The organism is Chloroflexus aurantiacus J-10-fl, assembly GCF_000018865.1.
Taxonomy (GTDB): Bacteria; Chloroflexota; Chloroflexia; order Chloroflexales; family Chloroflexaceae; genus Chloroflexus; species Chloroflexus aurantiacus.
Map to the genome: position 1 here is coordinate 4,473,645 of NC_010175.1, position 18,896 is coordinate 4,492,540.

At 54.1% G+C, this 18,896-nt stretch carries 15 protein-coding genes and 1 pseudogene; 4 read left to right on the forward strand and 12 right to left on the reverse strand.

Annotation, left to right across the window (positions count from 1 at the left end):
* Positions 1-8: 8 nt before the first annotated feature.
* Entirely contained in the window at positions 9-3,140 is a 3,132-nt protein-coding gene (locus tag CAUR_RS17520) for a histidine kinase N-terminal 7TM domain-containing protein (RefSeq protein ID WP_012259180.1), read from the reverse strand.
* A 497-nt stretch (positions 3,141-3,637) separates the two neighbouring features.
* Here CAUR_RS17520 and CAUR_RS17525 point away from each other — a divergent pair, with 497 nt between their 5' ends.
* Together CAUR_RS17525 and CAUR_RS17530 are read left to right on the forward strand one after the other, a co-directional pair.
* The gene (locus CAUR_RS17525) at positions 3,638-4,174 is read left to right on the forward strand and encodes an OsmC family protein (RefSeq protein ID WP_012259181.1); all 537 of its coding nucleotides are present in this window, start codon (positions 3,638-3,640) and stop codon (positions 4,172-4,174) included.
* Positions 4,175-4,243: 69 nt separating this feature from the next.
* Positions 4,244-5,071 (forward strand): cyclase family protein, encoded by an 828-nt coding sequence (locus CAUR_RS17530; RefSeq protein WP_012259182.1) that lies wholly within the window; start codon positions 4,244-4,246, stop codon positions 5,069-5,071.
* Positions 5,072-5,136: 65 nt separating this feature from the next.
* Here the strand turns inward: CAUR_RS17530 and CAUR_RS17535 are convergent, their stop codons facing one another.
* Entirely contained in the window at positions 5,137-6,312 is a 1,176-nt protein-coding gene (locus CAUR_RS17535) for a CaiB/BaiF CoA transferase family protein (RefSeq protein ID WP_012259183.1), read from the reverse strand.
* A gap of 125 nt (positions 6,313-6,437) precedes the next feature.
* On the opposite strand from CAUR_RS17535, the gene CAUR_RS17540 reads away from it, so the two are divergent.
* Positions 6,438-7,337 carry an NAD(P)-dependent oxidoreductase gene (locus CAUR_RS17540; RefSeq protein WP_012259184.1) on the forward strand — a complete coding sequence of 300 codons (900 nt, stop codon included), beginning with the start codon at positions 6,438-6,440 and terminating at the stop codon, positions 7,335-7,337.
* A 97-nt stretch (positions 7,338-7,434) separates the two neighbouring features.
* Here the strand turns inward: CAUR_RS17540 and CAUR_RS17545 are convergent, their stop codons facing one another.
* From CAUR_RS17545 to CAUR_RS17580, 8 genes and pseudogenes are all read right to left on the reverse strand, one after another.
* The gene (locus CAUR_RS17545) at positions 7,435-7,794 is read right to left on the reverse strand and encodes a hypothetical protein (RefSeq protein ID WP_012259185.1); all 360 of its coding nucleotides are present in this window, start codon (positions 7,792-7,794) and stop codon (positions 7,435-7,437) included.
* Positions 7,795-7,958: 164 nt separating this feature from the next.
* Positions 7,959-8,480: an N-acetyltransferase gene (locus tag CAUR_RS17550; protein WP_012259186.1), complete on the reverse strand. Its 522-nt coding sequence runs from the start codon at positions 8,478-8,480 to the stop codon at positions 7,959-7,961.
* Positions 8,481-8,529: 49 nt separating this feature from the next.
* Positions 8,530-9,915, reverse strand: coding sequence for an argininosuccinate lyase (gene argH, locus CAUR_RS17555; RefSeq protein WP_012259187.1), 1,386 nt, complete (start codon positions 9,913-9,915; stop codon positions 8,530-8,532).
* A 12-nt stretch (positions 9,916-9,927) separates the two neighbouring features.
* Entirely contained in the window at positions 9,928-10,680 is a 753-nt protein-coding gene (locus tag CAUR_RS17560; protein ID WP_012259188.1) for a hypothetical protein, read from the reverse strand.
* A gap of 15 nt (positions 10,681-10,695) precedes the next feature.
* Positions 10,696-11,913, reverse strand: a complete 1,218-nt coding sequence (argJ, locus tag CAUR_RS17565; protein ID WP_012259189.1) for a bifunctional glutamate N-acetyltransferase/amino-acid acetyltransferase ArgJ — start codon at positions 11,911-11,913, stop codon at positions 10,696-10,698.
* Positions 11,914-11,919: 6 nt separating this feature from the next.
* Positions 11,920-12,618, reverse strand: a complete 699-nt coding sequence (locus tag CAUR_RS17570) for a histidine phosphatase family protein (protein ID WP_012259190.1) — start codon at positions 12,616-12,618, stop codon at positions 11,920-11,922.
* Between the two features lie 426 nt (positions 12,619-13,044).
* On the reverse strand, positions 13,045-13,968 hold the full coding sequence (locus CAUR_RS17575) for a DNA adenine methylase (RefSeq protein WP_012259191.1): 924 nt from the start codon (positions 13,966-13,968) through the stop codon (positions 13,045-13,047).
* Positions 13,958-14,746 (reverse strand): annotated as a pseudogene (locus CAUR_RS17580) (type II restriction endonuclease). Before CAUR_RS17580 ends, CAUR_RS17575 begins: the two are co-directional and overlap by 11 nt.
* Positions 14,747-15,492: 746 nt before the next feature.
* On the opposite strand from CAUR_RS17580, the gene CAUR_RS17585 reads away from it, so the two are divergent.
* On the forward strand, positions 15,493-16,680 hold the full coding sequence (locus CAUR_RS17585; protein ID WP_012259192.1) for an AAA family ATPase: 1,188 nt from the start codon (positions 15,493-15,495) through the stop codon (positions 16,678-16,680).
* A 117-nt stretch (positions 16,681-16,797) separates the two neighbouring features.
* Here the strand turns inward: CAUR_RS17585 and CAUR_RS17590 are convergent, their stop codons facing one another.
* A complete protein-coding gene (locus tag CAUR_RS17590) occupies positions 16,798-17,907 on the reverse strand; it encodes a M24 family metallopeptidase (RefSeq protein WP_012259193.1) in 1,110 nt (369 codons plus the stop codon).
* A gap of 22 nt (positions 17,908-17,929) precedes the next feature.
* On the reverse strand, positions 17,930-18,892 hold the full coding sequence (locus CAUR_RS17595; RefSeq protein ID WP_012259194.1) for a 2-dehydropantoate 2-reductase: 963 nt from the start codon (positions 18,890-18,892) through the stop codon (positions 17,930-17,932).
* Positions 18,893-18,896: the final 4 nt, after the last annotated feature.

Consider the following 18,896-nt stretch of genomic DNA (forward strand, 5'->3'; position numbering starts at 1 on the left):
GGCGCCTCTCAGCGTGCTTGACTGATTGTCTGTCGGATCAGCGCAAAAAGCTGATGCCGGGTAAAGGGTTTATTCAAGACCGGATATGGTGGTTCACTGCCATTGGCCATCACTCGTTGCAGATATCCTGACATCAAAATAACCCGTAACTGGGGGAATGAAGCCTGCAACTCATAGGCCAGCGTGATTCCATCAGTATGTGGTAATACCACATCTGTTATCAAAAGGTGTAATTCATCACCGTGCTGTTGGGCAAGCGCCATTGCTTCTTGCGCGTGCGTTGCTTCCAGCACCGTGTAGCCCTGTTCGCGAAGCAAGCGGGCAGCCATCTGGCGTACACCGGGTTCATCCTCAACCAACAGGATTGTCTCGTTCCCAAACCGCTCGACGAGTGGAGTCGGCGTGGACAGCGTATCTGGTGCAGGCGTCATCGTTCCGGCAGGCATTGCCGGTAGGGCAACGGTGAAACAACTGCCGGCACCGGGCTGGCTATCGACGGTAAAAAAGCCGCCGTGTTGGGTCACGATGCCGCTGCAAATCGCCAATCCTAACCCGCTGCCCTTGCCCATTGGCTTGGTCGTAAAGTAGGGTTCAAAAATATGACCACGGATTGTTTCATCAATCCCGATACCGGTATCACACACTGAAAGTAACACATATTTGCCGGCTTTTGCCTGACTAAATGCCGGAATGTTACCGGCCTCGACATACTGCATCGAGGTACGAATGGTTAATTCGCCACCATTGGGCATAGCATCTCGTGCATTAACCACCAGATTCATTAATACCTGTTCAAATTGATGTGGATCGATATTGATAGAATCAATCGGTTCACACAGTTCTAATCGTAAATGAATGTGTTCACCAATGATTCGCTTCAGCATATTCATAATATCGTTAATCTGGTGGTTGACATTGATCGGCTTTGGCTGTCCGGGCTGGCGGCGAGCAAACGTCAACAACTGACGCACCAGCTCGCTGGCACGGGCCGTACTCTGCCGGACCGATTCGAGTTCAGGATAGATCGGATGATCTGGTGCAATCTCCAGCATCGCCAGCTCGACATTACCGGTAATCACCGTGAGGATATTATTGAAGTCGTGCGCAATCCCACCGGCTAGCTGACCGATAGCTTCCATTTTTTGCGCCTGCAACAGTTGAGTCTGAAGCCGGGCCTGTTCACGTTCGGCCTGTTTTCGTTCGGCAATCTCGCGTTGCGCCGCAGCATAGAGATTGGCATTGTCGAGCACAAGCGCAGCCAGTTGGGTGAGCAGCATGGCATGCTGAATTTCGTCAGGCGTGAAGGGGGTACCCTGTTGATTTCGCGCCAGGCCAAGCACACCCAGGCAGGCATCTTTGACGATGATCGGAATGGTCATCGCCGGCCCAAAATGGAATGGCTCATAGTCAATAGCGTGTTCGGGCCAATCCGTATAATTCAGAATGATAGCCGGTTGTCGTGTGTGAAATGCGCGCCAGGACAGCGGTGCTGTAGATACCGTTTTTTGCCGCGATACGTGTTCCGGTAAAGGTGGTGTACAGGCACGAATGACCAGTGTTTGATCATCCTCCACCAGGAGTAATTCTGTGTAACTGACATTGAGCAACTTGTAAGCGCTATCGGTAATGGCCTGCAACAGATCATCCATCTCTCGCCGATTAAACCAATCGAGTGTGAGACGGTGCAGGGCTGCCAGTTGGTCGCGTTGTCGGCGCAGACTCTCTTCGGCCTGGCGAATATTGGTAATATCGACATCCATGCACACAATATCGCTGACGTTACCCTGAAAGAACAAGGGGAACATGGCTGAGTAGACCCAGCGTATATCACCATTCCTGGCCTGAATCTGCCATGTGCGCGGTGGTGGTGCCTGGCCGCTTCGCCAGATCTGTTGAATGAGATGTTCGAATTCGGCGACCTCATCTCCTGTCAAGATCAGATCTTGCAAGCGGCGGCCACATGCTTCGGCAGCCGTGTACCCGTAAAATTGCTCGCACACCCGGTTCCATTCCAGAATGATTCCGTGCTGATCGAAACGCTGAATAGCCACCAGCGGCGTCTGTTCGATCATGTCGGTAAAGCGGCGTAACGCCTCTTGCAGTTGTTGTTCAACCTTCTTGCGCTCGGTAATTTCGCGAAAGACCAGCAGGCGACCGCCAGGTTTACCAGTCCTGTCATCAATTGGACTAATCGTAATATCAAAAAACCGATCAGGATGGTATGGGCAATTGAGTTCGATCCGCAGCGCCTCAGTTGTCTGCGTGGCTTTCAACAATGCCGGCCAGTTCAGTACCTCTACCAGTGGCTTATTTGTGTACTGTTTGACTCTGAAAAGGCGTTCGGCTGCCGGGTTGGCATCGACGATACGCCCCCCCTCATCGAGAACGATCATCGCATCTGACATTGCCTCGATGAGCCGGTTTCTGGCAACTGGGGCCAGATTCAGGAATTTATGCCGATACAAACCTAGCAGAATGAACGGAGCTGAGAAGAGGAAAGAAATCGGTGTTATATCAACACCGAGATGTGTAACCTGACTGAGATATGTCCAGTTTGAGAGAAATGGAAAGATAAAACCCATCCCCAGCCAAAGCATCTGGCGACGGAAAAGGGGCGAAGCCTGCCAGAATGCACCGGCGATCAGCGCCAGACCGGTAGTGAGACAGAGGTATGAATAGCCGATGTGAAACCAGTACCACCGGCCAGGGATCACTTCGAGATTAGCCGGCGTTGTGTCACTCAGCAGAAATTCGTGAAAAAAGAGGAAGTGCCACTGGTTCGTCAGAACAATGGTAATAGTTATCAGCGGTACAACGAAGATCAGCCAGCGTGCGCGCGAGCGACTCCACGGCTGAAAATCGAGGTAAGCAAAACCGAAGAGCAACCAGATAGGTGGTAGAAGGGTTGTTCCTAATTGCTGAACAGTGCGCCAGAAGATTTTGCTCTCCAGCGTAGATGCCATCAATTCCAACGCATCAGCACCGGCCCACACGACAATTGCCGCCAGCATGGCGAGAAACTCTCTCCCCCCCGGTCTGTCGCGGCGTGGCCAGAGATAGATGGAGACGCCTACGGTAATCAGACAAACAAACCAGAGCAGGCCGATGTATATGGAGATGTCGATGGCAACTGGCGGCATAGTTTGTAACCTCCGGTGCGCCGAACATTGGAGCTGAATTGATAACGCACCTTCACTGTGCAATGATATTGTAGCCGGAAAGTAAAGCGTGTGGAGTCATCATCATGGTGTAATTCCTGGATACGTTGTGTCGACGTGTTCAAACCACTACAGAGTAGAAGTCAGATCATCAGTCATTGACAGGCCAGATGATCGTGCGCTGGCCGCTGCGCCGCGCGCCTGGTAACGGGCATAATAGGTACAGGGTCGTGCTTCCTGTACCCCAGTCACGTGATACTCGCATCGCTGAGTGTAAAACGTAAACGCTTCATGAATTTGTAGCTTCTACATTAAACATATCGAACGTCATTGTAGTCAATACTGTGACGACGATCATGTTCCACTTTTGAAACATGCATCTGATTGACAGCACCCCAGATCAAGACGATAATAATTCCAGTTCCCGCCTGGTTTAAGGTAAAAGTGAATGACCCGCCTGGAAGCGTTCGGAGGCAGCTATGGCTCCAATTTGGAGTTTGCGAGAGTTTTTGGCACGTAAGCGCGAGGCACTATCCGCATTCCGTTCGCGTCTACGTGATCAGCCCCCTTCACCGGTGACGTTGCGTGCCGCAGTGACTGTCGCTGCCGGTACCGGCCTGCGTCCGGTGCGGGTGCGCGATCATACGGTGATCAGTGACTCAGGGCCGGCCCTCGGTGGGTACGATCTGGGGCCAAATGCGCCAGAGTTGCTGTTAGCGGCAATGGCCAGTTGTATCGCTCATTCGGCGCTGGCAATTGCCGCCGACCGTGAACTGGCGATTGACGATCTTCAGGTAGAAGTCAGTGGTCAGATAGACTATCGTGGTGCGCTGTCCGTCAGTGCCGATGCTCCGGTAGCCCCAACCGGCCTGCATTATACCCTCAAGTATCGAGGCGAAGTCACTGATGCCGAGATGACAGCACTGCAAGCCGATCTGGAACGTCTCTGTCCGGTGTTGCTGGCAGTTTTGCAACCGCAACCGTTATCCGGTCAGGTGCAGCGGCTTGAGGCATAGCGTATCAGGATAATGCTTTCCTGGCTCTGATGATAGTTGGTTCGTCTGGTGAGCAAAAGGAGAGGTTGTATGTGTCCACCACGCTTTATCGAGTCGATTCAATCCCCTGAAATCAGTCGGCGCAATTTGCTCAAATTTGGTTTGGGAGCAGCGGTTGCTGCCGTTGCCGCACCGTTAACGGCGGAAGCGGCGACGGCTACGCGGGCCAGTTTCCGAAATGTGGCTGATTTAACTCATTTGTTGGGCACGCAATTTCCGCTTTTCCCCGGTGCGGCACCATTTCAGATTACTCCGGTGGTTTTTCACGAGCGCGATGGCTACTATGGCAGCATTCTGAATTACTGGGAGCATTCCGGTACACACATGGATGCGCCGGTGCATTTTGCTCCCAATGGTTTGTTTGTTGATCAGATTCCGGTCAGTTCGCTGGTGGTGCCGGCAGTGGTGATTAACATTAGCGAGCGGGCAGCCCGCGATCCCGATACGGTCGTTACCCCAGACGATATTCGGGCGTGGGAGCGGCGTTACGGCCGGATACCCAATAATGCCGCCGTGTTGATGGCAAGCGGTTGGGGGGCACGTGCCCATTCGGTTGAACTCTTCCGCAATACCGACTCGAGTGGGGTGATGCACTTCCCCGGTTTCGGGAAGGATGCGATTGATTTTCTACTCACCGAGCGGAGTATCAGCGGTATCGGGGTTGATACCTTGAGTCTCGATCACGGCCCCTCGACGACCTTTGCCGTGCATTATACGTTGTTACCGACGAACCGCTGGGGTTTGGAGAATCTGGCGAATCTGGAGTCGATCCCACCAAGCGGCGCAACGCTGGTGGTTGGGGCACCGAAAATCGCTGCCGGCTCCGGTGGACCGAGCCGGGTGTTCGCGCTGTGGTAATCAGGGGTATATGCGCACATAGCCGGGGTAGCACAGACTGAAGCCTGTGCTACCTCCGTTCTTCTCTACACAATCCCCTGATCGTAGAAGTGACGAATCTGATCGGCCGAATAGCCCAACTCTGCCAATACCGCTGCGGTATCTGCACCGAGCGCGGGCGGGGCAGAGCGGATGGTTGCAGGAGTGGCACTGAATACCGGCGCCGGACCAACCATCCGGATACCGTCAATACTGCGAACCATGCCTCTGGCCTGCGCCTGTCGGCTGTTCAGAGCCGTTGGAATGTCGTTGACCGGGCCACACGGCACCTGAGCCGCTCGCAATCGCTCGATCCAGAAGGCCACCGACTCGCCGGCCATGACCTCAGCAATCGCCGTAATGATCTGTTCGCGGTTCGTTACTCTGGCCGGGTTGGTTGCGAAACGCTCATCGGTGGCCCATTCGGGGTGGTTAAGCGCCTGACAGAAACGGGTGAATTGCTGATCGTTCCCCACCGCCACCATAACATACCCATCAGCAGCCGCAAACGGTTGATAGGGAACAATGGTGGAGTGGGCATTGCCGTAGCGACGTGGTGGCTTGCCGGAAACCAGGTAGGCTGATGCCACGTTTGCCAGCCAACTGAGTTGCACATCAAAGAGGGACAGATCGATATACTGCCCTTCTCCGCTGTGGGTGCGGTAGTGCAATGCCGCCAGAATGCTGGTTGCGGCGTACAGGCCGGTAGTAATGTCCGCAACGGCAACGCCGGTCTTCATTGGCGGGCCATCCGGTTCACCGGTGATACTCATCAACCCGCCTTCGGCCTGAATCACCGTGTCGTAACCAGGACGGTCGGCATCAGGACCGTACTGACCGTAGCCGGTAATGCTACAGTAAATGAGTCGCGGATTGAGCGGACGTAGATCGTTGTATCCCAATCCCATCCGGGCCATTGTTCCAGGCAAAAAATTCTCAATCAGCACGTCGGCACGTCGGGCGAGTTCACGGGCAATCGCCTGGCCGGTAGGATGCTTGAGATTGAGGGTGATGCTCTGTTTGTTGCGGTTGACGGCAATGAAATAGGCACTCAGGCCATTATCGGCGAAGGGTGGTCCCCACTGGCGGGTTTCATCACCGGTACCCGGTTGTTCAATCTTGATCACCCGTGCGCCCATATCGGCGAGAACCATTGTCGCATATGGGCCGGCCAGAACCCGACTGAAATCAAGAATCAGGAGATCAGCAAGTGCAGTTGGCATAGGCGAGCACCTTTAGCACTGTTAGCGGTACAGCGAGTATGTCATTGCGTTGTGATTGCAATGCCGGCAGGTATGATACCATCCTTTGTATCAGCGTTGTTCTCAGCAAAATTGAGGAGTGAGGTATGAGTGAACGAATTGGCTTCATTGGGCTGGGGATCATGGGGCGTGGCATGGCGGCCAACATTCTGCGAGCCGGGTTCCCGTTGACGGTGTGGAACCGCACGCCGGGGCGGGCCGATGAACTGGTTGCTGCCGGCGCTCAGTTAGCAACCTCACCGGCCGATCTGGCTGCCCGCAGTGATATTGTGATCAGTTGTGTGAGTGATACCCCCGATGTAGAAGCCGTTCTGTTTGGACCGCAAGGGGTGATCGAAGGTGCACGGGCCGGAATGTTGGTCATTGATATGAGTACCATCAGCCCGCAAGGCGCACAGCAGTTTGCCGCTCGCCTGCACGATCACGGGATTGGCTTTCTCGATGCGCCGGTGAGCGGTGGCAGTGAAGGAGCCGCACGCGGAACGCTCAGCATTATGGTTGGTGGACCGGCCCCGCTGGTGGAACGGGCGATGCCGGTCTTTCAGGCGATGGGCAAAACGATCACACACGTCGGCGATCACGGTGCCGGCCAGACGGTCAAGCTGGTGAATCAAATTCTGGTGGTGGGGACGATGCTGGCTATCAGCGAAGCACTGGTCTTCGCCCAGGCCAGCGGCGTCGATTTAGAGAAGACGCTGGCAGCGGTGAGTGGTGGTGCCGCCGGAAGCTGGATGCTCTCGAACCGTGGGCCGCAGGTCATTCGCCGCGACTGGCGGCCCGGCTTTACCATCGACCTCCAGCAAAAAGATTTACGATTGGTGCTGGCCGCTGCCGATGCGGTCGGCGCGCCAATGCTGACCACTTCGACCGTGTTTCATCTCTACCGCACCCTGCAACAGGCCGGATTAGGTCACGAGGGGAATCATGCCCTGATCAAAGCGATAGAGCGCCTGGCAGGGATTGAGGTGGGGCAGCGGAGTGAGTGAGGATGGTGATTGGATAACATTTGCAATAGCACGGCTCGTCATCACAGGTGCGGGTTATTGATGGGCGGACTGTCGATCCGCCCATCACCCTGCTCGTCTACTTAATCTTGATCCGCTCACCACTCCACTGCTCCCACAGCCAGACCAGCAAATACAGCCCACAGATACCGAGCATCACCACATTTGCGAACACCGCAGCATTGATGATCAGGCCGGTCTGACCGATAATCCGTACCAGGTTCCCGATTGGTGCCAGCACACCGAGCAGCCCTACCAGTGCAGCCAGCCATTCAAAACGGCGAGAGTTACTGGAGCGCTCAATTGCTATTCCCAGACCGAGCAGAACCAGGCCAAACAGTGCAGGAATGGTTGAGGTGATGGCAGCAGTAGCGAAAACACCGCCGATGCCAAGAACAATAAGCAGGATCGCAGCAGCAATGGTGCTATTAACAGGCATATCGTCACTCCGTCTACAGGTTAAACCATCACTGATTGATACGGAGTAATTGTCATGTTGGATGCGAAAGCAATGTATATATGGCTGTTCTTAAACATATACATATTCGTTTATGAAGAGAACGTTGATAAAACAGTATTCTATACATTGCCCAATGACGCATCCTACGGTAATTGCCGGATCATTGCCACTTCATCACAGCGATCCTGCTTGAAGCAGGTGGCGCAATCTTGCCAGATTTTATGCGGGAGGCGTAATTTTGGAATCTCGCGAAATCCCAATGAGCTAAAGAACCCTACCTGCAATGTCAGCGTGAAGAGCGTTGGAATGCCAAGTTCCAATGCTTCGGTGAAGAGCGGCTCGATCAGACGGCGCCCAATGCCACGGCCCTGAAACGACGGATGGACGGCAACGCTTACCACTTCGGCCAGATCGGCCCAGGTGATATGCAGCGCTGCACAACCGATCACCTCACCATCGGCTTCGGCAACATTGAAGTTCCGTACCCGATTGTAGAGTTGATCGAGGGTTTTGGGCAGCATATCGCCACGGGCGGCGTAGTAGTTGATAATCTCGTAGAGCCGTGGCACATCACCGACCCGTGCCCGGCGAATTGTGACGGCAGCGTCAGGGCGAATGTGAAGGACCGGCAGGCTTACCGGCGGTGCGTAGAGTGGACTGGTCATAGCTGTGCTGTTTTCCTCTTCAATGATACAAAATGCTGATGCCGAACGACTATTCATCATTCAACAAACTGTCACGCCAGCGAGCACACTGTTCGCGAACCCGCTGTGGTGCAGTCCCGCCGTAACTGGCTTTTTGCGCGACGCTGCGCTGCATGTCGAACACATCATAAATGCTCGCATCGAGCGATGGCTCGACGGCCTGGTAATCCGCAAGGGGAAGCTGCCGCAGGCTTACCCCACGGGTCAGTGCGCGCTGTACCAGTTGACCAACCTTGCTGTGGGCAACGCGGAACGGTACGCCACGCCGCACCAGCTCGTCGGCCAGATCGGTGGCCAGCATGGCATCGTCGAGCGCTGCTGCCATGCGCTCAGGCCGTACTGTCATGGTCGCAATGGCCGCTGCGGCTACCTGCAAACCCAGATCGAGCGTATCAAAACTGTCAAAGAGCGGTTCTTTGTCCTCTTGCATGTCTTTGTTGTAGGTCAGCGGCAACCCTTTCAGGACCGTCAGCAAGGCGACAAGGTTGCCCAGCAGGCGACCACTTTTGCCGCGCAGCAATTCCATACTATCGGGATTCTTCTTTTGTGGCATCAGACTTGAGCCGGTACTGTAGGCATCAGCCAGTTCGAGAAAGCCAAATTCAGCACTGGCGTAGAGGATCACATCTTCGGCCAATCGGCTCAGGTGGACACCGATTAAGGCACAGGCAAAGAGCACTTCGGCAACAAAATCACGATCACTGACTGCATCGAGTGAGTTGGCGGACAGCTCATCAAATTCATCGAGCAACTCGGTCAGGCGCTCGCGTTCGACGCCGAGTGAATTACCGGCCAACGCACCGGCACCGAGAGGCAGTACACGCATCCGGCGGATGGCATCGTTCAGACGACTCCGGTCACGGGCAAACATCTCAACATACGCCAGACACCAATGCCCAAAGGTGATCGGTTGCGCACGCTGAAGATGGGTATAACCCGGCATCACCGTGGCAGTGTGTTGTTCGGCCTGGGCCAGCAGAGCAAGTTGCAGATCGCGCAGACGCCGATCAAGCTGGCGCGCAATCCCGATAGTGTAGAGGCGCATATCGGTTGCCACCTGATCGTTGCGTGAGCGCCCGGTGTGTAGCTTGAGCGCCGCATCGCCGATTAACTCGCGCAGGCGCCGCTCAACAGCGGTATGAATGTCTTCGTCACCCGCTGCGGCCACGAAGCTCCCGTTCGCGAATTCGGCCCGCACCAGTTCCAGCCCGCGCACGAGGTCGGCGTGTTCGGTTTCATTAATCAGACCGGCCTGCAATAGGGCACCGGCCCAGGCGATACTGCCGGCAATATCGACCTCGGCCAAACGGACATCAAAATGGAAGGAGTCGTTGAAGCGACGCATCTCCGCCGCTGTCGGTTCACTGAAACGTCCACCCCAAAGCCGGTGTTCCATCTCTCTACTCCTCTATCGCAATGACAACGGTGCACTGGCCGCCGTCTGATGATGTTCGATATTCAGACCACAACGTATCAGCAATTGCCAGTAGTTGCCGACAAGCGTACCGGCCAGCCGGCCAATCTCTTCAAGTTCGCGAGCTGCAATCAGCGCCATCGCCAGACTCGGCCAGTCACGGGGCTGGAGGGAGAAAGCGAAACTCTCGCCCAGACCCGCCGCCAGCCGGCGGGTCGGCCAGCACCGGTTGATCAGGCAGAGCGCCGTATACATTTCGGTCAGGATGGTCGGTACCAGTAGCATTCCCACCTGCTCCTCACGACGAACAGCAGCCGCCCGTAGTTCGCTGTAGCGCGGGAAGACCAGTTGCGGCAGGTAAGGCAGAATACTGCGGTAGAAGGCAGGTTCTGGTACCGTCCTGGCCTGCGCTAACCAATCCTGTACGCGATCAGCATTGCCGACCAGCGGCTGTAACAGGTCCAGCCAGCACAACCACTGCGGCCAGCGCAAATCAGGTTCCCGCAACAGACTCTCCAGGGCAGCCAGTCCAATCGTGTGGATCGTCACCGGTATTCCTTGCAGCATAAAGCTCTGCTGCGTATATTGAACGGTGCTGTCGGCTACTACCAGCAGCTCCAGCGGATCGAAATCGGTGAGCGGTGTTTCCGGGGCAAGCATACCACCCACCACGAGCGGAGCGCCCGCTAGCCGGGCAAGGCGCTCACACAACTCACGGGCAATCGATTGGCGGGTGGTGTACTCCATACCGTCGCTCCACTCTCACGTGCGGTATTCGGCATTAATCCGCACATAGTCGTAGCTAAAATCGCACGTCCACACGGTCGCCTGCCCATCACCGAGGCCGAGGTCGGCGTCGATAGTAATTTCAGGGACATCGAGCAACTGATGCGCTGCCTTCTCATCAAAAGGTAATGGCAGACCATTTTCCAACACGCGCATCCCCCCAAACGACAGCACCACCCGGTCGGGGTCTACGGTCGCCCCTGAATAGCCAATCGCACACAAGACACGCCCCCAGTTGGGATCGGCGCCGAACAGCGCCGTCTTGACCAGCGGCGAGCGGGCGATAGTCATAGCCGCCACCTTTGCTTCGGCATCGTTCACCGCCCCTCGCACCGTGATAGTCACAAAACGAGTGGCTCCTTCGCCATCACGCACAATCGCGTGGGCAAGATGCTGACACACTGCGACCAGACCGGCGTAAAAGGCCGAACCGGCAGGGGAGTCGAGGTCAGTAATGGGTGGTGCCGGGCTGGCACCGTTTGCCATAACCAGCAGCGTATCGTTGGTGCTGGTATCGCCATCAATGCTGATGCTGTTGAAGCTCACCTCTAGCGCCCGGCGAAGCGCCTGGTCGAGTACCGCCCGTGGTACGGTCGCATCGGTTGTGACCACCGCCAGCATTGTCGCCATATTGGGATGGATCATCCCGGCCCCCTTAGCCATCCCACCAATTGTGATCACCTGACCATCAGGGAGCGTAACCGCCACTGCGCAATACTTGGGGCGGGTATCGGTGGTCATGATCGCCCGCGCAGCCGCCGGGCCGTGATCCTGACTCAAGTGGGAAGCAGCGACGGCGATCCCGCGCACAATCTTCTCAACCGGCATGGGAACGCCAATCGTTCCGGTAGACATAACAAAAACGCTTTGGGGCGGCAAATCCAGCGCCTGTTCGACAGCCTGAGCCATCGCAGCGGCGGCGGCATCGCCATCACTCCCGGTACAGGCATTGGCATTACCGGCATTAATCACAACGGCACGCAGATCGTGGCCCTGCGCCATCAGCGCCATATCGTAGCGCACCGGTGCAGCCTTAACCGCATTCGTGGTAAAGACGGCTGCCGCCGTCGCCGGATAATCGCTCACCAGCAGCGCCAGATCGTCGCGATTGGCGTATTTGATCCCACACGCTGCCACCCCGGCACGCCAGCCGCGTGGACTGGTCACATGACCATCGGCGAGAAACGTTACCATACCAGATCACTCCTCGGTTGGTACCGGTGAAGCGGGATGGGTGTCTTCCCAGCGCACCGACTCCACAGCACCAATCCCCTGCAAATGGGCGATGTCGTTGTACGAATTGAGCCGCCAGAGCTGTTGATGCCGTCGATTCACGCGCTCCCACCAGGTAATGCTGGTATTGCGGGTGTGAAAATCAATGGGCGGCACCACCAGACTCGGCATACGGAAGAAGTGGATAAACGAACAGTCGATCACCCCACCGTGACAGACGACTACAATCGTTTTACCCTCATACTCGGTGGTAATGCGGGTCAGCGCCCGGCTCACCCGCAAGGTGAAATCGCCCCAGCTTTCACCGCCGGGGGCAATCGGACGCAACGGATACCGATCAAAATCCGGTACTCCAAACAACGCCCAGGCTTCCTGGTTCGTCATGCCATCGGCTTCACCAACCCGCAACTCCTGCACGTCATCATCGAAGATGATGGGCAGCCCCAGGGCAGGCTGAATAATCTCGGCAGTCTGGCGGGCACGCGGCAAGGTGGATGAAATCAGCACATCGGCTTTGATCTCACCGCTGGTTGCCAGCCGGTCACGCAGTCGTTCGGCCTGCGCGATCCCACGTTTGGTAAGCCCGGCATCTCCGCGCATGCCGGCAACAATTGGTTGAACATTAGCGACCGACTCACCGTGACGGATCAGATATAAGTGTGTCATAGTCCCCTGTGCTCTGTAATGGCGAATACATAGAAGAAGCCAGCCTGCGCGCTGGCAAGCTGGCCTGAGAACATTCCTTCCAGAAGTGCAGGCGCGGCTAGCCAGTGCGTGTGACTGGCTGACGACGGTGACGACGACGGTCATAAAATACAGCCGTGCGGCTGTGAGAACAAATACAGACAGTAAACGTCGTAAACATCGTCTCCTCACCTGCTGCGATCAACGTGAGTAGTATACCACAGATTGATCGAATGCTGATACGCTGTTACGCGGCAGGACGGGAGGCTGATTGGGTATGTGAGGGTCCACACTATGGTGCCTTCTGATGGGTAATGAATACGATCCAGCGATGCTGTGGACGTGGTGATGCAATGTACAACGCTTAATGCACGCAGATACACCTATCTCTGTTATGGTATTTATTGCTTATACAAATGTCAATTGTAGTGGTTTGTCAGATTCTACTGATGGTGTAATTGCTGTTGCAAAGCCTGGTTTTATCAATAATGCTTCTTCCATCTCATTTCGTAAGTCTTCTGTCGAACCTACATGATAAAAATGAGAAACTGTCCGCTCGATCAATCCGTTCCAATATTGAGCGATGTGCTGATTTTGACGATATCGGTTTTCTTTCCACATAGACAACGCAAAGCCACAAGGCAGATGCTGCGTCACCGTTGCTAACTCAGCCGCATCATGTTCAGTCCATTGTTGATAGTAATCTGTATGTCTGCCAATGTAAGGCGGATCAAGGTAGACAAAGTCGTCCGGCGTAACATGGTGCAGGCAATCTCGCCAATCTCCAATCCGAAACTCCCACGCTTTGCCTTTCATAATATTACGAATCTGAGTTATTTGATTAACGATTTTCGTGATATATGCCTGACGAAAGCGATCTGTCTTTCGACAAAACGGAACATTAAATTCACCTTTTTTATTAAAACGCATGACACCGTTAAAACATGACCGATTCAAGAAAATAAAATCCAAGGGATCACCACTTTTGTTAAAACGTTCCCTGACAAAGTAGTAGTAATCTTCGCCTTTTAATAATAGCTTCTTTCCTTCTTCTGTCAAATACTTTCGTACAGTTTCAGGAAATATTTTTCCTTCATATATCATCTGATACAGGCGTATGATATGAGGATTGATGTCATTTACAATTGCATAATCGGGCTGAACATTGAAAAGTACAGCTCCTGAACCTAAAAATGGCTCAATCCATCGTCCCTGACCGTGCCAGGAGATATTACTTAGAATAAACTTAGTCAGTTTAGTCTTAATTCCTTGACACTTTATTGGTGGAACAATGACTCGTTGTACTGTACGTGGTAAACCTCTAGTGTTCATATTGTAAACCTTTATACCGCAAATAGCTTCGTAGATCTGTATATGGTGGTCTGACCAATTCTGCTGCTCTTGCCATATCTTTAGTCAGGTAAAACATCCAGTAGTCATCAAAAATGTCTTCACCGAGTAATGCAAAAGGGCCTGTTCCACTTAAAAGTCTGCTGATTTCTGTAACGGAACCTATATTCTTTGTGTTACCACTGCCTGGACGATCAGAGGCTATTTTGTATTTCTCATGCACAAAGAATTGAAAATCTCTGATAACCGAGATAATTCTTTCAATATCTTCCAGGTTATATGTTCTTCGTTCGTCAATAGATGTATCTGCCTTTGAATAAATGATACCCAGAACAAAGTGTCCGCTGTACGAACCGTAGGGGAAAGTCACATTCTTTGTGCTGTGCCGCTCGCGAAAATATCCTGTAAAGCTGCCCAGTGTCATGCCGTTAACGCGATCATTATCAATTCGGTAAGTACTTTTCAGATCAAGCGCAAAGCGATTACCGTCAACATCCACGAAACTTATATCTGGATAGAAATTCTGTTATTCAGACAAGAACATTTTAAGCTGGTTTTGTTCGGCGAATTGTGCTAATCGGGGAAAAAGAAGGATTTCCAAAAGTTTTGAGATGACTTTCGTATCTGCCGAAATCGTGTAAATATTCCTGGCTACGTCAATAAAACCTTTGACAATCCAGTCACCGGTTTGTGTTGAAACGACCGGGTTGAATGTTGCTACTTCATTTCGCAGAGCTTCCAGGAATTGGCTGCGATTCATGTTTTCGTCCGTCAAAAGTGGCTCATGTTCAAAAAAGTAGTCCAACCTAACCACTGAGCGATACACCCAAGAGCGATCCGTTGCTCATTGATACGAACTTCGCCTATCGCCACAAATGCAGCCAGATACGTTTTGTGTACGCCACGAAACGGGTGCAGACCAGTGCGCACCGTTATCCATCATCCCTCGCAGGTGGTCACATGCACCACTCGTTTCCTATCTCTTTGTGTGTCCGGACCCGGTGGCCATGGTCCAACGTGCGATGCACCCAGGCACGATGCGCATATCTTCGTTATGCATCGGTGCCGAGCATCGCCTGTGCTCAGTGCAGTGCTCCACGCGCTGTGCTTCATCGGTGCCACGCCCACCGCCTGGCCATGGCAACCCATTGGGATGGACATCGTTCATCACCACTGGTCACTGCGTTCATCATCGAACAGGTCATCAATTGGACATTCCATAGCTCTCCTTTGATACAACAATTCTGTCACAGTATACTATATCGCACTGATTTTGAACATGAGCCTCAATCTTTCATCCATATCAATCAATAGTAACCTGTCTCAACATAAGGTTGCCTGAAAGAAGTTTTCGTTGTACCATACGTGCACACACACCCAATCACACCCACAGACGGCTTTGAGAGTGATACAAACTGATCAGAAGCAGCTTGATTAAAACCGTCCTGGTTCTAAATCGTATAGAATATGCCTGTCCTCTATTCCCAATAATGTGAAAGCACGAACATGAACACCCTCACAGTGTATAATTTCGGCCCAATAACATCAGCAAGTGTTACCTTTTCAGATTTGACAGTCTTTGTTGGTCCACAGGCTACAGGTAAAAGTATTTTTCTCCAGTTGCACAAATTACTGCTGGATATTGTTCCGATTCGCAATCGATTCAAGCGTTTCAATGTCGATTGGGCGGGAAAGACGAGTCATTTCCTTGAGTTGTATTTTGGTGAAGGCATGGCTAATCTGTACCAGCCTGAGAAAACACAGATTCTCAGTAATAATATCGCTGTTCAACTAGAAAGAGTCATTTCTGAAAACAGTCGTCATCGGCAAGAGAAAGAGAAGATGTTCTACATCCCTGCGCAACGAGTGATGAGTTTGCGTGATGGATCGACCCGACCATTTACTGAGTACCGTTCAGGTGATCCCTTTGTGTTGCGTGAGTTTAGCGAAACAGTACATAACCTGCTCCAATCAGAATTCGCAGTATCTTCGCAACTGTTCCCACCGGAACATCGCCTCAAAAAGCAATTACGAACTATGCTGCTGGAACATGTTTTTGGTAGCTTTGGGTTACAGATTGATACAGAGCACTCAGTAAAACGCATCGTCCTTAGTAGCAGAGAGGGGGAAGTAAAGCTACCGTATTCAGTGTGGTCAGCAGGTCAGCGCGAGTTTGTACCACTACTACTGGGACTTTATTGGTTGTTGCCGCCTAATCGCATGCGTCGCAATGCGCTGGAGTGGGTTGTTATTGAAGAACCTGAAATGGGTTTGCATCCAAGGGCAATCTCTGCTCTGCTGGCCCTGGTGCTAGAGCTGCTTGCACGTGGCTACAAAATCTGTATTTCGACCCACTCGCCGCATATTCTGGATATCGTTTGGGCATTGCAGATTATGCAAAAGCATCAAGGAACAGCACAGGATGTCCTGGATATGCTCCATCTCTCCGTAGATCAGGAGACAAGAAAACTTGCTTCAAGTGCGTTAGCAAAAGGTTCAAAGGTCTATTTCTTCAAGCGCGATGGAAATGTGATCGATATTTCTGGCCTTGATCCGGGTTCAGAGGATGGTGATGAGTCTGGTTGGGGTGGATTAACGGAATTTAGTGCCAACGTGGGCGATGTGGTTGCACGTGTGGTCAATCGCTCGACCGGAGGGGCTGCGTTTCCCTTGCAAACGAGCCAATGTTTGTGAATAAGGTAGGCGCCTTTTTAAGAACATTCATACAGAGAAATTGCACAGGGCACCACCTGTGGGTGCCCCTTCGGCATACAGTTCAGTGTACTGCCGCTGGCTGTCAATCCATCCACTCTACACCACAATCAGCTCACGGGGGAAGGTGGTCAGTGAGCGACTACCATCGGGGGTGATGACCACATCATCTTCTATACGCACACCGAACTGACCGGGCAGGTAGATGCCTGGTTCAACGGTGAAGGTGGTGCCTGGCAACAATGGTGCATCACTGCCGGCAACAATGTTGGGCAGTTCGTGGGTTTCCAGGCCGAGGCCATGGCCGGTGCGGTGAACAAATGCTGCCCCGTAACCGGCATCCTCGATCACCTTGCGCGCCGCGGCGTCAATCGTGGCGCCGCTCACGCCGGGCCGGCAGGCGTTGCGGCCAGCCGTGTTCGCTGCCAGCACGATGTCGTAGACGTGGCGGGCCATGGGGCCGGGATCGCCAATCGCTATCGTGCGGGTAATGTCTGAATGGTAACCCTGGTAGACGGCACCGCAGTCGATAATCACCAGATCACCGGTTTGCAGTATGCGATCACTGTTTTCGTGGTGAGGATTGGCAGCATTGGGACCACTGGCTACCATATTCGCGAAGCTCTCGCCGTCGGCACCGGCTGCCAGGATGGCGTCGCTCAGCATACGCGAGAGGGTTCGCTCGCTCAGTCCGGCACGAATCTGTCTGATGAAGGTATGCAATGCCTGCTCGACAATCGCTACGGCGCGCTCCATAAGCGCCAGCTCTTCGGCATCTTTAACCATCCGTAGTTCACTCAGTAGCGGATCAAGATCAGCCGTGCGCAGACCGGGCGCAACAGCCTCCAATGCCCGCAGCTCCATCACCCGCATGACGGTGTGCTCAACGGCCAACGGTTTATCTGGTACGGTGGCGCCAAAAGCGGCTGTGATGCCGTCTGCCAATGCCTTCAATGGCCCTTCGGCATCACTCCAGGCAAAGAATTGGGTTGCGAAAGGAACACTTGCCCGCACCCGTTCGAGTTCGAGCTGGGGCAGCACCATAACCGGTGGGTTACCGTTCGCCGGTAGCAAGAGCAGGGTGAGCCGTTTTCCGGGATGAAAGCGCAGGCTGGTGAGATAGGCGAGATTGGTAGCCGGCATCAAGGCGGCACCGGCGTAATCTGCGGCAACCAGACGCTCTACCAGGCGGGACAGACGTGCAGACATGCGGCGCTCCTCTCTAGCGCATTCAACGTTGGGTCGGTAGTTGGCCGCGGGCGGCTAATTCTTGCGGCAGCAAGATAGCGTACAGCATCTCGTTGACCGGCACCGGAACACCGGCGGCACGCGCCAGGCGTACCAGCGCTCCATTCTGGCTGGCCAGTTCTGAAGGCTGGCCGCTCATAATATCGCGCTGCAGCGAGGCTGTCCCTTCGTAAGGCATGCTATCGATAAACGCCATCATTGTGCTCACCGCATTGTCCGGCAGCATCACACCGCGAGCGGCGGCCACATCAACCACCTCTTGCAAACAACGTTCGACCAGGGGGCGGGTTTCAGGCAGGGAACGCCAGACCCCAATCGGGGCGCGGGTAGCAGCGCCAAACCCACTCCAGGCGCAAATCAGCATGAACTTCTGCCAGAGCGCAACGTGGATGTTTTCGGGGATAAAGGCGCGAATACCGGCCCCCTCCAGTGCGGCCTGAATCCGCGCCAGGCGAGGGGTATGGCGATTGTCGAGTTCACCGAAATCGATAGAGGGCGGATTGACTCCGGCATGAACAATCACACCCGGTGCAGCCCGATAGGCAATGATGCGGCACAAGCCGGCCAACACATGTTCGGCGCCGAGTACCTCTGCCAGTTCGGTCGGCGCATCGACCCCATTGAGCAGCGGAAGCACAGCCGTCTCTGGGCCGATCAGCGGTTGCATCGCGTATGCCGCTTCACGCACCTGCCAGCCTTTCACACCCACAATCACCAGATCAACCGGGCCTACCTCGGCGGGTTGATCGGTTGCCTTCACGTCCGGTAACCAGAAATCGCCGGCAATGCTCTGCACGCGCAGGCCATGGCTTCGCATAGCTGCCAGATGATCGCCCCGGGCAATAAAGAAAACGTCGTGACCGGCCTGGGCCAGACGACCACCGAAGTAGCCGCCGACACCACCAACACCAACAATCGCTATCCGCATTGGGTTTTCGACACTCATACAG

Excerpts from the sequence above, each read along its gene's own strand:
- CAUR_RS17520 (WP_012259180.1), bottom strand. The coding sequence starts at position 3,140 with ATGCCGCCAGTTGCCATCGACATCTCCATATACATCGGCCTGCTCTGG.
- CAUR_RS17535 (WP_012259183.1), bottom strand. The coding sequence starts at position 6,312 with ATGCCAACTGCACTTGCTGATCTCCTGATTCTTGATTTCAGTCGGGTT.
- CAUR_RS17570 (WP_012259190.1), bottom strand. The coding sequence starts at position 12,618 with ATGACACACTTATATCTGATCCGTCACGGTGAGTCGGTCGCTAATGTT.
- CAUR_RS17545 (WP_012259185.1), bottom strand. The coding sequence starts at position 7,794 with ATGCCTGTTAATAGCACCATTGCTGCTGCGATCCTGCTTATTGTTCTT.
- CAUR_RS17595 (WP_012259194.1), bottom strand. The coding sequence starts at position 18,892 with ATGAGTGTCGAAAACCCAATGCGGATAGCGATTGTTGGTGTTGGTGGT.
- CAUR_RS17575 (WP_012259191.1), bottom strand. The coding sequence starts at position 13,968 with ATGAACACTAGAGGTTTACCACGTACAGTACAACGAGTCATTGTTCCA.
- CAUR_RS17590 (WP_012259193.1), bottom strand. The coding sequence starts at position 17,907 with ATGTCTGCACGTCTGTCCCGCCTGGTAGAGCGTCTGGTTGCCGCAGAT.
- CAUR_RS17560 (WP_012259188.1), bottom strand. The coding sequence starts at position 10,680 with ATGGAGTACACCACCCGCCAATCGATTGCCCGTGAGTTGTGTGAGCGC.
- argJ (WP_012259189.1), bottom strand. The coding sequence starts at position 11,913 with ATGGTAACGTTTCTCGCCGATGGTCATGTGACCAGTCCACGCGGCTGG.
- CAUR_RS17550 (WP_012259186.1), bottom strand. The coding sequence starts at position 8,480 with ATGACCAGTCCACTCTACGCACCGCCGGTAAGCCTGCCGGTCCTTCAC.
- CAUR_RS17530 (WP_012259182.1), top strand. The coding sequence starts at position 4,244 with ATGTGTCCACCACGCTTTATCGAGTCGATTCAATCCCCTGAAATCAGT.
- CAUR_RS17540 (WP_012259184.1), top strand. The coding sequence starts at position 6,438 with ATGAGTGAACGAATTGGCTTCATTGGGCTGGGGATCATGGGGCGTGGC.
- CAUR_RS17525 (WP_012259181.1), top strand. The coding sequence starts at position 3,638 with ATGGCTCCAATTTGGAGTTTGCGAGAGTTTTTGGCACGTAAGCGCGAG.
- CAUR_RS17585 (WP_012259192.1), top strand. The coding sequence starts at position 15,493 with ATGAACACCCTCACAGTGTATAATTTCGGCCCAATAACATCAGCAAGT.
- argH (WP_012259187.1), bottom strand. The coding sequence starts at position 9,915 with ATGGAACACCGGCTTTGGGGTGGACGTTTCAGTGAACCGACAGCGGCG.